Origin of the sequence: Caulobacter sp. SL161, assembly GCF_026672375.1 — a bacterium.
Classification (GTDB): domain Bacteria; phylum Pseudomonadota; class Alphaproteobacteria; order Caulobacterales; family Caulobacteraceae; genus Caulobacter.
This window is the reverse complement of sequence record NZ_JAPPRA010000001.1, coordinates 2,610,234-2,622,917: the sequence shown is the minus strand read 5'-3', so window position 1 is coordinate 2,622,917 and position 12,684 is coordinate 2,610,234. Positions and strand designations below refer to the sequence as shown.

The 12,684-nt window shown below is 65.4% G+C and carries 12 protein-coding genes; 11 read left to right on the top strand and 1 reads right to left on the bottom strand.

Translation table 11 applies throughout. The annotated features are described in order from the left end of the window. Positions 1-90: 90 nt before the first annotated feature. From sidA to OVA11_RS12710, 3 genes are read left to right on the top strand one after another with little or no spacing between them, the layout of a single operon-like run. Positions 91-180, top strand: a complete 90-nt coding sequence (gene sidA / locus OVA11_RS12720) for a cell division inhibitor SidA (RefSeq protein ID WP_268067726.1) — start codon at positions 91-93, stop codon at positions 178-180. A gap of 35 nt (positions 181-215) precedes the next feature. Beyond that, positions 216-3,647: a DNA polymerase III subunit alpha gene (dnaE, locus tag OVA11_RS12715; protein ID WP_268067725.1), complete on the top strand. Its 3,432-nt coding sequence runs from the start codon at positions 216-218 to the stop codon at positions 3,645-3,647. Positions 3,648-3,691: 44 nt separating this feature from the next. Further along, positions 3,692-4,075: a GFA family protein gene (locus tag OVA11_RS12710; RefSeq protein WP_268067724.1), complete on the top strand. Its 384-nt coding sequence runs from the start codon at positions 3,692-3,694 to the stop codon at positions 4,073-4,075. Between the two features lie 192 nt (positions 4,076-4,267). On the opposite strand, the gene OVA11_RS12705 is transcribed toward OVA11_RS12710, so the two are convergent. Next, entirely contained in the window at positions 4,268-4,918 is a 651-nt protein-coding gene (locus tag OVA11_RS12705; protein WP_268067723.1) for a haloacid dehalogenase-like hydrolase, read from the bottom strand. A gap of 312 nt (positions 4,919-5,230) precedes the next feature. Between OVA11_RS12705 and rpsB the strand changes: the two genes are divergently transcribed. From rpsB to OVA11_RS12665, 8 genes are all read left to right on the top strand, one after another. After that, positions 5,231-6,037, top strand: a complete 807-nt coding sequence (gene rpsB / locus OVA11_RS12700; protein ID WP_066683419.1) for a 30S ribosomal protein S2 — start codon at positions 5,231-5,233, stop codon at positions 6,035-6,037. Positions 6,038-6,176: 139 nt separating this feature from the next. Continuing rightward, on the top strand, positions 6,177-7,115 hold the full coding sequence (gene tsf / locus OVA11_RS12695) for a translation elongation factor Ts (RefSeq protein ID WP_010919788.1): 939 nt from the start codon (positions 6,177-6,179) through the stop codon (positions 7,113-7,115). Positions 7,116-7,292: 177 nt separating this feature from the next. Then, complete coding sequence (gene pyrH / locus OVA11_RS12690; RefSeq protein WP_268067722.1) at positions 7,293-8,033, top strand: UMP kinase; 741 nt, start codon at positions 7,293-7,295, stop codon at positions 8,031-8,033. 26 nt (positions 8,034-8,059) lie between these two features. Beyond that, entirely contained in the window at positions 8,060-8,626 is a 567-nt protein-coding gene (gene frr / locus OVA11_RS12685) for a ribosome recycling factor (protein WP_010919786.1), read from the top strand. 51 nt (positions 8,627-8,677) lie between these two features. Then, the gene (uppS, locus tag OVA11_RS12680; RefSeq protein WP_268067721.1) at positions 8,678-9,457 is read left to right on the top strand and encodes a polyprenyl diphosphate synthase; all 780 of its coding nucleotides are present in this window, start codon (positions 8,678-8,680) and stop codon (positions 9,455-9,457) included. Further along, positions 9,417-10,262 carry a phosphatidate cytidylyltransferase gene (locus tag OVA11_RS12675; protein ID WP_268067720.1) on the top strand — a complete coding sequence of 282 codons (846 nt, stop codon included), beginning with the start codon at positions 9,417-9,419 and terminating at the stop codon, positions 10,260-10,262. Before uppS ends, OVA11_RS12675 begins: the two co-directional genes overlap by 41 nt. After that, entirely contained in the window at positions 10,250-11,449 is a 1,200-nt protein-coding gene (gene dxr, locus OVA11_RS12670) for a 1-deoxy-D-xylulose-5-phosphate reductoisomerase (protein WP_268067719.1), read from the top strand. The genes OVA11_RS12675 and dxr overlap by 13 nt, the downstream gene beginning before the upstream one ends. A gap of 22 nt (positions 11,450-11,471) precedes the next feature. Continuing rightward, positions 11,472-12,668 (top strand): M50 family metallopeptidase, encoded by a 1,197-nt coding sequence (locus OVA11_RS12665; RefSeq protein ID WP_268067718.1) that lies wholly within the window; start codon positions 11,472-11,474, stop codon positions 12,666-12,668. The last annotated feature ends 16 nt before the right edge of the window (positions 12,669-12,684 follow it).

Sequence of the window (12,684 nt, the reverse complement as noted above, 5' to 3'; positions counted from 1 at the left end):
CAAAGAAAATGCACAAGATTGTAGTGGAACATCTTGTGAACAGAACAAAACCGGAATATGGAACAAAACAAGAAATTTGTGGAGGTTCCGATGATCCGTGTCGCGCGTGAGTCTTTCGCCCTTGTTTCTGTGGTCGGCTTCGTCTGGATGATGTGCACGGTGGCCAATCTCGTGGCCTGAGTCGTCGCTTGGCGATGATCTAGCGGAGGTCGCTCATGTCGGACGGGGAGGGGCAAGGCTTCGTCCACCTGCGGGTCCGTTCGGCCTATTCGCTGCTGGAAGGCGCCATCAAGGCCGACCAGATCGGCAAGCTGGCCGCCGAGGCCAAGATGCCGGCCGCCGGCCTTGCTGACCGCGCCAACCTGTTCGGGGCGCTCGAATATTCCTCCTACGCCAAGGATGCGGGCGTGCAGCCGATCATCGGCTGCGCCATTCCTGTGGTTGGTATCGGCGGAGGCCCGACCGAGCGCTGGGCGCGGGCGCCGACCGTCATGTTGCTGGCCCAGAACGAGCGGGGCTATCTCAACCTCTCCGAATTGTCGTCGATCGCCTATCTCGACAGCGCCGAACTGCCGGAGCCGGTCGTTCCTTGGGCCAAGGTGGCTGAATACAGCGAGGGCCTGATCCTGCTGTCGGGCGGTACCGATGGGCCCGTCGACGCTCTCTTCGCCGCCGGCAAGACCGCCGAGGCCTCGGCGGCCCTGGCCGAGATGCATCGCGTGTTCGGCGACCGCTTCTATGTCGAACTGCAGCGCCACGGGCTGCCGCGCCAGGCGGCGGCGGAGCCGGGTCTCGTCAACTGGGCGTACGATCACGACGTGCCGCTGGTGGCGACCAACGACGTCTATTTCGCTAAGCCGGGCTTCTACGAGGCGCACGACGCGCTGCTTTGTATCTCCGACGGCGCGTTTGTCGGTCAGGACGAGCGGCGGCGCGTCACGCCCGAGCATTGGTTCAAGCCGGCGGACGAGATGCGCAAGCTGTTCGCCGACCTGCCGGAAGCCTGCGACAACACCCTCGACATCGCCCGGCGCTGCGCCTTCATGGTGCACAAGCGCGACCCGATCCTGCCCAGCTTCCCGACCGGCGATGGCCGCAACGAGGCCGAGGAGCTCGAGCACCAGGCCCGCGAGGGCCTGAAGATGCGCCTTGAGGGCCTGACGCTTTCGGCCCCCGAGGAGGAGTACTGGAAGCGGCTCGATTTCGAGCTCGGCATCATCAAGAAGATGGGCTTCCCCGGCTACTTCCTGATCGTGTCGGACTTCATCAAGTGGGGTAAGGCGCATGGTATCCCCGTCGGCCCTGGCCGGGGGTCAGGCGCGGGTTCGCTCGTCGCCTGGGTGCTGACCATCACCGACCTGGATCCGCTGCGGTTCGGGTTGCTCTTCGAGCGCTTCCTCAATCCCGAGCGGGTTTCGATGCCCGACTTTGACGTCGACTTCTGTCAGGAGCGGCGCGAAGAGGTGATCTCCTACGTGCAGGAGAAGTACGGCCGCGATCGCGTGGCGCAGATCATCACCTTCGGCTCGCTGCAGGCGCGCGCGGTGCTGCGCGACGTGGGGCGCGTGATGCAACTGCCTCTGGGTCTCGTCGACCGGCTCTGCAAGATGGTGCCGAACAACCCGGCCGCGCCGGTGACCCTGGCCCAGGCGATCGATCTGGAGCCGCGCCTCAAGCAGGCCAAGAAGGAAGACGCCAACGTCTCAGCCTGTCTGGACGTCGCGCTGCAGTTGGAAGGCCTGTTCCGCAACGCCTCGACCCACGCCGCCGGCGTGGTGATCGGCGACCGGCCGCTGACGCAGCTCACGCCGCTTTACAAGGATCCGCGCTCGGATCTTCCTGCCACCCAGTTCAACATGAAGTGGGTTGAGAGCGCCGGTCTGGTGAAGTTCGACTTCCTGGGCCTGAAGACGCTGACGGTGCTGGACCGGGCGGTGAAGCACCTCAAGAAACGCGGTTTCGAGATCGACCTCGGCAAGCTGCCCTTCGACGACGCCAAGACCTACGAATTGCTCGCTTCTGGCCAGACGGTCGGGGTGTTCCAGCTCGAAAGCCAGGGCATGCGCGATACGCTGCGCAAGATGCGCTGCGGCTCGATCGAAGAGATCACTGCGCTGATCTCGCTCTATCGTCCGGGCCCGATGGATAACATCGACACCTTCGTCGACTGTAAGTTCGGTCGAAAGCCTGTCGACACCTTGCATCCGTCGCTCGAGGCCGTGCTGAAAGAGACCTACGGCGTCATCGTCTACCAGGAACAGGTGATGCAGATCGCCCAAATCCTGGCGGGCTACAGCCTGGGCGAAGCCGACCTTCTGCGTCGCGCCATGGGCAAGAAGAAGAAGGAGGAGATGGATCTTCAGAAGATCCGTTTCGTCTCCGGCGCCAAGGAAAAGAACGTTCCGGAGGAGCAGTCCGGCTCGATCTTCGAACTGGTCGCCAAGTTCGCCGGGTACGGCTTCAACAAGTCGCACGCCGCCGCCTACGCCTTCATCTCGTATCAAACCGCCTGGCTGAAGGCCAACACGCCCGTCGAGTTCTTCGCGGCGTCGATGAGCCTGGATCTGTCGAACACCGACAAGCTGGCGGTCTTCCACCAGGATGCGCGGCGTTTCGGGATCACGGTGCGCGCGCCGGACGTGAACCGGTCGGGCGCCGATTTCGAGGTCGAGAACGGCGAGGTGCTCTATGCGCTGGGCGCCATCCGCAATGTCGGCCTCGAGGCGATGAAGCATCTGGTGGCGGTGCGCGAAGAGGGCGGGCCGTTCCGCGACGTCTTCGACTTCGTCGAGCGTATCGACCCCAAGCAGGTCAACAAGCGGGCGATTGAAAACCTGGCGCGGGCCGGAGCCTTCGACTCGATCCACAAGAACCGCGCCCAGATCGTCGCCTCGGCCGACGTCCTGATCGCCCACGCCCAGAGCTGTCACGCCGACCGCCAGGGCGGGCAGGGCGGCCTGTTCGGCTCCGACCCCGGCGCTGGTCGCCCGCGTCTGTCGAAGACCGAGAACTGGAACCAGGTCGATCTGCTGGACGAGGAACTGTCGGCCGTCGGCTTCTACCTGACCGGCCACCCGCTTGAGGACATGGTCGGCATGCTGCGCCGTCGCCGCACGGTCATGCTGGCCGAGGCCATGGCCCAGGCCGAGGCCGGGGCTGAGGCCTTCCGGATGTGCGGCGTGGTGCGTCGCCGCCAGGAGCGAGCCTCCCAGAGCGGCGAGAAGTTCGCCTTCGTCTCCCTCTCCGATCCCACCGGCGAGTACGAGGTGCTTTATCCCCCGGAGTCTCTGCGCAAGTGCCGAGATGTCCTAGAGCCTGGGAAGGCCGTGGCCATCAAGGTTCGCGCCAAGGCGAGAGATGGCGAGGTGCGTTTCTTCGGTGATGACGCCGAACCGATCGAGAAGGCGGTGGAGAACGTCGTGGCGGGTCTGAGGGTCCACCTGTCACCGTCCGCCGCCGAGATCGACGCCCTGAAGCGCCGCCTTGAGCCCGCCCAGGCGCAGAAGGGGGGCGAGGTCACCTTCGTCGCCGCGATCGGCGGCGGCCGAGAAATCGAGCTCCGGCTGCCTGGGCGTTATACACTCGATGCGGCGCTGCGCGGTGCGCTGAAGACCGCGCCCGGGGTGGCGCTGCTGGAAGACGTTTAGGAAAATATTCCTATATTTGTGGTCTTAGGAGTAGATCGCACGCTGTGGAAGAGCTGGCTCGAGCCTGGAGAAAGACGTTGGCGCAACATCAGGGCGGCTGCCAATGCGGTCAGGTTCGATTCACGGTCGATCTTGAGCTCGACGACTCTATGCAGTGCAACTGTTCGCGCTGCGGCAAGCTCGGTTCGGTGCTGGCCTTTGCGGATTCCGCGTCCTTCGTGTTGGAGCGAGGCGAGAACGCTCTGACAGAGTTCCGATTCAATGCGCATCGGGTGGCGCATCTCTTCTGTCGCACCTGCGGTATTCAATCGTTCGGACGGGGGACCGCGCCGAACGGCCAGGAAGTGATCGCGGTCAATCTCCGGTGCCTGGACGGCGTCGATGTGTTTGCGCTGAAGCCTCAGCCTGTAGACGGAAAGGCGTTCTAACAGCGGCCCTTCACGCTCCCCGGCCCGCCGCGCCTCTCCGCCGCCATCGGGACCGCGACAGCAAGCGCTTGCGCGAAGGCCAAAGCACCTTCACAGGTCTTCAGGCCTCAGGCCTCAGGCCTCAGGGCGCCCGTCGCCTCAAGCCCGGGGCCTCTTGTGCGCGGGCGTTCTGTCTTGGCGCGCGTCTTGGCCTTACCAAGCCGCCGCCCGGGCGTTCTGCAGGCCGGCGCGAAGCAGCTTTCGCTCGGCCGCCTTGCCGCCCTTGACGATCACCGGCCGCTCGGCGGCGCGCAACAGCGGCAGATCATCCAGGCTGTCGGTATAAGCGTAAGTCCAGTGCGCCCCATGGCCCGCTTGCGCCAAGGCCTGGCATTTGCGCTGGTGACGGCAGTGGATGTCTGCGACCCAACCGCCCAAGAGGGGCTTGAGCGATGTCCCGAGCAGTTCGACCGGACGATCGAGGGTGTCGAGCAGGGCCTTGGCCAGGCAGGCCGGCGCCGCGGTGACCACCACGATACGGTCGCCTGCCCGGGCGTGATCCTCCAGAACGCTCAAGGCTTGCGTCTTCCAGGTCAAGCTGTTGCGTCCGCCCCTGAACGCCTGAGCGAAATGCTCGCATGACGCGGCAAGTTGGCGCTCGCTAAGACCGGCCGTCGCGATCCAAAGAAGGACCGATGCGCCGGCCCGGCGCGTGAAGGGCAGGGCGACCATGGGCAGGGCGAGGGGGAGAACGGCCAGCGCGGCCAGCAGACGGGCCGGCGATTGCTTGACGCGTTCCCACAGCCACGTCGCGGTCGAGTCGCCATCCAGCAACGTGCCGTCCATGTAGAACACCGCGAGCATTGTCATCTCCGCCACAAGCGTCAGTATGGAGCCACGCTCCCGTGGAAGATTTGCGACACCGCCCGCAGTTTCTGTGGACGAAGGCGGCCGCACGGTGCGGCTGATCGTCTCGCGGGGGCATATCGCCACGCCCGATCGCCGAAGACCGGGCTTGCCTTTTCGCGCAACAGCGACTATCTGCGCGGCCATTCCACACGTGGACGTTCGGCCGCACCGGGGAGACATCCCGGCGTCGCCGTTCCGGTCCCGCTCCAGAATGGTCTGGAACGGGGGTGTCCACGGAGGTTCAACCGGAAAAAGGATTAAGGCCCGATGGCTCTTCCCGAATTCTCCATGCGTCAGCTCCTGGAAGCCGGCGCTCACTTCGGCCACCAGACGCACCGCTGGAACCCGAAGATGGACCGCTACATCTTCGGTTCGCGCTCGAACATCCACATCATCGACCTGTCGCAGACGATCCCGCTGCTGCACCAGGCCCTGGTGAAGGTCCGTGAAGTCGCCGCCGCCGGCGGCCGCGTGCTGTTCGTCGGCACCAAGCGTCAGGCCAGCGACCCGGTCGCCACGGCCGCCAAGCGCTGCGCCCAGTACTACGTGAACCACCGCTGGCTCGGCGGCACCCTGACCAACTGGCGCACCGTTTCGGGCTCGATCGCGCGTCTGCGCGAGCTGGAAGGCGTTCTGGCTGGTGAAGCCCAAGGTCGTTCCAAGAAGGAACTGCTGCAGCTGACCCGCGAACGCGACAAGCTGGAACTGTCGCTGGGCGGCATCAAGGACATGGGCGGCATCCCCGACATCATGTTCGTGATCGACACCAACAAGGAAGCGATCGCGATCCTGGAAGCTCGCAAGCTGAACATCCCGGTCGTCGCCATCCTCGACACCAACTGCGATCCGGACGGCATCACCTATCCGATCCCGGGCAACGACGACGCCGCTCGCGCCCTGCAGCTGTACTGCGACCTGATCGCCGACGCCGTCCTGGACGGCCTGGCCGCCGGTCAAGCCGCTGCTGGCGTGGACCTCGGCGCCTCGGTGGCTCCGGTCGAGCCGGCCCTGGCCCGCGAACTGGCGCCGGAAGCTCCGGCCGCCGAAGCGGCCCCGGAATCGGCCGAAGGCTGATTTCCCACGAGTCCCCGCTTCGTGCGGGGACCGTCGCGACCCTGACATGGGACCGGGCTAAGTAGTCCGGTCCCAACTCTTTATCGATTTGGCGAGCTAACAAGCTCGGTCGCCAACCGTTTGAATCTGGAGATTTTCGATGGCTGAGATCACCGCCGCCCTCGTCAAGGAACTGCGCGAAAAGTCCGGCGTCGGCATGATGGACTGCAAGAAGGCGCTGGCTGAGAACAACGGCGACATCGAAGCGTCCATCGACTGGCTGCGCGCCAAGGGCCTGTCCAAGGCCGCCAAGAAGGCTGACCGCGCCGCCGCCGAAGGTCTGGTGGCCATCGCCACCGCCGAGCAAGGCGCTGGCGAAACCGCCACGGCCGTCGAAGTGAACGCCGAAACCGACTTCGTGTCGCGGAACGACCTGTTCCAAGGCGCCGCCCGTCAGATCGCAGGTGCTGCGCTGGGCACCGACGGTTCGGTCGACGCGATCACCGCCGCCAAGCTGGCCGGTGGCGAGACCGTTCAAGACCACCTGACCAACCTGATCGCGACGATCGGCGAGAACATGATGGTCCGTCGCGCCGCCAAGTGGACGGTCGAGAACGGCGTCGTCGCCTCGTACATCCACAACGCCACCGCGCCGGACCTCGGCCGCATCGGCGTGCTGGTGGCCGTCGAGTCGACCGGCGACAAGGCCGCCCTTCGCGAGCTGGGCCGCAAGATCGCGATGCACGTCGCCGCGACCTCGCCGCTGTCGCTGTCGCCGGACGATCTGGACCCGGCCGCCATCGAACGTGAAAAGGCCGTGTTCACCGAGCAGGCGCTGGAGTCGGGCAAGCCCGCCGCCGTCGTCGAGAAGATGATCGAAGGCCGTATCCGCAAGTTCCTGGAAGAAGTCGTGCTGCTGAAGCAGGCTTTCGTCATGAACCCGGATCAGACCGTCGAGCAGCTGGTCGCCGAAACCGCCAAGACTCTGGGCGCTCCGGTCGCCGTGAAGGGCTTCACGCGTCTGGCCCTGGGTGAAGGCGTCGAGAAGAAGCAAGACGACTTCGCGGCGGAAGTCGCCTCGATGACCGGTCAGGCCTAAGGTCTGATCGCCGGCGCGGCATAGCGTCGGATCGATAAATTGGGCGCGGCGCGTTCGACGCGCGCCGCGCCCTTTTCACGCCTGCCATCCGGCGCATGCAGCTTGGTTGGCAAAACCCATCCCACTTCTGTAGAACGCACGTAATGTGCGTGCCGACGACTCAGGAATAGCGGTCCCATGTCCGATACCAGCGCGCCCCAGAAATATCGCCGCATCCTGCTCAAAGTGTCCGGCGAGGTCCTGATGGGCGATACGCCCTACGGCATCGACACCAACACGGTTCAATCCGTCGCCGAGGACGTCGCAGAGATCGTCAAGTCGGGCGTCGAGCTTTGCCTAGTGATCGGCGGTGGCAACATTTTCCGCGGTATGGCTGGGGCCGCCAAGGGCATGGAGCGGTCGAGCGCCGACTATATGGGCATGCTGGCCACGGTCATGAACGCGCTGGCCATGCAGGACGCGCTGGAGCGCATCGGCGTGGAAACGCGCGTGCAGTCGGCGATCCCGATGGCCACCGTCTGCGAGCCCTATATCCGCCGCCGCGCCCAGCGCCATCTCGAGAAGGGGCGCGTGGTGATCTTCGCCGCGGGGACGGGCAACCCGTTCTTCACGACCGACACTGCGGCGGCGCTCCGGGCCGCTGAGATGCAGTGCGATGCGCTGTTCAAGGGCACCAGCGTCGATGGCGTCTACACCGCCGATCCCAAGAAGGATCCGACGGCCCAGCGCTACGACCGCCTGAGCTACATGGACGTGCTGGCCAAGGACCTGCGCGTCATGGACGCCTCGGCCGTCGCGCTCATGCGCGACAGCAACATTCCGATCGTGGTCTTCTCGATCAAGGGACGCGGCAACCTGCTGAACGTCCTGCGAGGCGAGGGGACCCACACCGTGGTCGCCGAAGACCGCGCCGCCTGAAGATAAAGTCTAGCGAGGAGAGCCACATGGCCGCCGCCGAAAAACCCGTCCTGTCGCGCTATCGCGACCGCATGGACAAGGCCGTTTCCGCCCTGAAGGAAGAGTTCGGCAGCCTGCGCACCGGACGCGCCTCGGCCAGCCTGCTCGATCAGGTGATGGTCGAGGCCTATGGCTCCACGACGCCGCTGAACGCCGTGGCTTCCGTCAGTGTGCCTGAGCCCCGCCAGATCAACGTCAGCGTTTGGGACCGTGGTGTCGTCGTTTCCGTTGAGAAGGCGATCCGCGCGTCGGGCCTGGGCCTCAACCCGGTCGTCGAAGGCCAGAATCTGCGTATCCCGATCCCGCCGCTGACCGAGGAACGTCGTCGTGATCTGCAGAAGATCGCCGGCAAGTACGCCGAGCAGCAGAAGATCGCCGTGCGTAACGTTCGTCGTGACGCCAACGACGATCTGAAGAAGGCCGAGAAGGACGGGGCCATCGCCGAGGACGAGCGCAAGAAGATGGAAACGGAGGTCCAGAAGATGACCGACGACGCCATCAAGCGCATCGACGAGGCCTTGAAAACCAAGGAACATGAGATCATGCAGGTCTAGTCGCCCGCATCGCGAGTTTTCATGGGGAGCGTAGAGGGAAGGTTGAAGCGAATGCCGGCGACCACCGGTCCGCAGGACGTTTCGGGACGCGCCGGGGGGCAGGCGTCCACGGAGCGACTGCACGTGGCCATTATCATGGATGGCAACGGCCGCTGGGCTAAGCAGCGTGGCATGCCGCGCGTGCTCGGGCATCGCGCGGGCGTCAACGCCCTCAAGCGCACCGTCGAGGGCGCTCAAAACCAGAATGTCGGTGTTCTGACGGTTTTCGGCTTCTCGACCGAGAACTGGAGTCGTCCTCCGCAGGAGGTCTCCGAGTTGATGGGGCTGCTGAAGGCCTATGTCGAATCGGACCTGGAGCGACTGGCCAAGGCCGGCGTGCGCGTCCGCATCATCGGGCGTCGCACGGGCCTCTCCCCGGATATCGCCGAGGTGATCGAACGCGCCGAGCGGCGTACGGCGCAGAACTCTGCCTTCGTCCTGCAGGTCGCGTTCAATTACGGCGGGCAAGCCGATATCACCGACGCCGCGCGCGCCTTCGCCGAGCGGGTTGAACGAGGTGAAGCAAAGGCTTCGGACCTGAACGAGAAGACGTTCGAGCAGTTCCTCTCCACCGCATCTGCGCCGCCGCCGGATTTGATTGTTCGCACCAGCGGCGAGCGTCGGATTTCGAACTTCCTTCTTTGGGACTGCGCCTACGCCGAGCTCGTCTTCCAGGACGTTCTATGGCCGGACTATGGCCCCGAGGCTCTTGCGGCGGCGATCGCCGAGTATCGCGGTCGCGACCGCCGGTATGGAGGGGTCGCTGCCGATGACGTCGCCGTCGCCGGCTAAGCGCTTCAACTGGGGCAATCTTCGAACGCGCGTGGTCTCGGCGACCGTGCTCGTTCCCACCGTCGTGGCCGCCGTATGGCTCGGTGGTTACTGGTTCATGGCCCTGTCTCTGGTGTGCGTCGGGCTTCTGGCTCGCGAGTGGGGACGGATCAGCGCGCCAAAGGCGCCGAACGCCGTCGGCGCCGTGGTCGGCGTCTTCTGCGGGATCGCCGTCGTCGCGGCGTTCCTGCAGCAGTTTCTGGTCGCCTGGGCCGTTGTTCTGGCGGGATCGTTCCTGGCTGGCCTGATCGCGCGCGGCGCCGTGGAGCGGCGCGCCGACGCCGCCTATGGCGTGGTCTATATCGCGCCGGCGGTGATCGCGATGGTCTGGGTGCGATCGCTGGATGACGGGCTTTGGTGGACTCTGCTGCTGTTTGTGGTGACGTGGTTCGCCGATATCTTCGCCTATGTCGCGGGCAGCATTTTCAAGGGGCCGAAGCTCTGGCCGCGCATCTCGCCCAACAAGACGTGGGCGGGCTTCGTCGGCGGTCTTGCGGCCGCAACCATCGGCGCGATCGTTGTCGCCTCACTGGCCAAGCTTGATCTAGTCTGGCAGGCGGCGGCGCTGATCGGTCTGCTGGGCGGTCTGGCGACGATGGCGGGCGATCTCTGGGAGTCGATGCTCAAGCGTCGGTTCGGCGTCAAGGACAGTGGCGATCTCATTCCCGGGCATGGCGGGCTGCTGGACCGGGTCGATGGGCTGATGTTCGCGGCCATTGTGATCGCGGCCGTGCGGCTGATCGACCAGATCGGATGGGGGCATTGACCTCTCCCCGCAAGGTGGTGGTGCTAGGCTCGACCGGATCGATCGGCCTTTCGACCTTGAGCCTGTTCGAAGAGTCCGGTGCGCCGGTTCAGATCCTGGCGCTCACCGCCGGTCGCAATGTCGATCGCCTGATCGAGCAGGCGCGGCGCTGGAAGCCTGCCCTGGCGGTCATCGAGGACGAAACCCGTCTTGCGGATCTTCGCGCCGGTCTGGCCGGTACGGGCGTCGAGGCGGCCGCCGGCGCCGACGCGGTTCGCGATGCTGCGGCCATGGGCGCGGACTGGGTCATGTCGGCGATCGTCGGCGCGGCGGGTCTGGCTCCGACGGTCGCCGCCGCGCGCACGGGCGCTGTGATCGCACTGGCCAACAAGGAGAGCCTTGTCTGCGCGGGGCCGGCGCTGCTGGCCATCGCCAAGGCCGCCGGCGGGTCGATCATTCCTGTCGACTCGGAACACTCGGCCATTTTTCAGGTGCTTCAGTCCGAGTGCGCGCACCGCGTATCACGCCTGATCCTGACGGCCTCTGGCGGGCCCTTCCGGACCTGGGACAAGGCGGCGATGGCCCGCGCGACGCCCGAGCAGGCGATCGCTCACCCGAACTGGTCGATGGGCGCCAAGATTTCGGTCGATTCCGCGACGATGATGAACAAGGGTCTCGAGATGATCGAGGCGTCCTATCTGTTCGCAACCCCGGAAGACCGCGTCGACGTCGTGATCCATCCGCAATCGGTGATCCATAGCCTCGTAGAGTATGTCGACGGCTCGACCTTGGCGCAGCTTGGCCCGCCGGACATGCGCGCGCCGATCGCCTGCGCCTTCTCATGGCCGGATCGTCTGCCGTGGCCTGCGCCGCGCCTTGATCTTGCCGCCTACGGCCAGCTCACCTTCGAATCGCCGGACGTGGAGCGGTTCCCCGCAATCGGGATCGCGCGCGACGCGCTGAGGCTGGGCGGAGGCGCGCCGGCGGCGATGAACGCCGCCAACGAGGTGGCCGTGGCTGCTTTCCTTGACCGCCGTATCGGGTTTCTCGATATTGCCGGCGCGGTGGCGGGGACCCTGGAGCGTATGAACAGCCTGGGTGACCTCTCCGTCGCGGAAAGCGACGCTGTCGAGACCGCCATGTTGATCGATGGCAGCGCTCGCCGCATTGCGGCCGAGGTTGTCGCGCAGAAGCGTCAGCGGGCCTGACCGGGGAGAGTATTTTCGCGCGATGATCGGCTTTCTGATCATGCTTGTGTCGCTGGTGTTCGTGCTGTCCGTCGTGGTGACGGTGCACGAGCTCGGACACTATTGGGCTGCGCGCGCTTGCGGCGTGGCCATCGAGCGCTTTTCCATCGGATTTGGCGCGCCGCTGATTTCCTGGCGCGACAAGCACGGCGTCGAATGGTGCGTGGCGTCGATACCGCTCGGCGGGTACGTCCGCTTCGCAGGCGATGAGAACGCCGCCAGCGTGCCCGACCAGAACGACCTCGACGCGATGCGGAACGAAATCCGCCGTCGCGAGGGCGACGATGCTGTAAATCGCTACTTCCACTTCAAGCCGGTCTGGCAGCGCGCCTTTATCGCGGTCGCTGGTCCCATGGCGAATTTCATCCTGGCGATCCTGGTCTTCGCCGTGATCCTGGTGTCGTTCGGCGCCCAGAAGACGTCGACGGCCGTCGGTGAGGTTGTCGCTGGAACGCCGGCGGCCGCCGCCGGCTTCAAGCCGGGTGACGTCATCCTGAAGGCCGACAACCGCCAGATCCGATCCTTCCAGGACATCCAGGGCTATGTGGCGCTGCGGGCGAACATGCCGATCGACTTCGCGGTCGAGCGGGAAGGGCGCACGGTGCATCTGACCGCGACGCCGCGCCTGGTGGAGCGCCAGAACGAGATCAGCGGCCGCGTGAAGGTGGGCGAGCTGGGCCTGCGCAGCGCGCCGGGCGGTCGTTTTGAGCGTTCGTCGCTGCTCAGTGCGATCCCCGACGCGACCGCCGAGGTCTGGGACATGATCAAGACGATCGCCTTCTATCTGGGCCGCCTGCTGATGGGACAGCTTCCGGCGGATCAGATCAGCGGGATCATCGGCATTGGTCACACCGCCGGCGCGGTCACCAACGGCGTTGTCGAGCAGGCTCCGAACGGCAAGGCCTTGGCGATTGGACTGATCTATTCGCAGTTCTGGCTGATCGCCAGCCTGTCGGTCAGCATCGGTTTCATGAACCTGTTGCCGATTCCGGTTCTCGATGGCGGTCACCTGGTGATGTACGCCTATGAGGCGGTGGCCAAGCGGCCCCTGCGGGCCGAGTTCCAGGCCGCCGGCTTCCGGGCGGGGCTTGCCTTGATCCTGGGTTTCATGCTGTTCGCGGCGTGGAACGACCTCAACCGCTACGACGTGTTCAAATTCATCGGCGGACTTTTCACGTGAACGTCCGTCCTCCGTC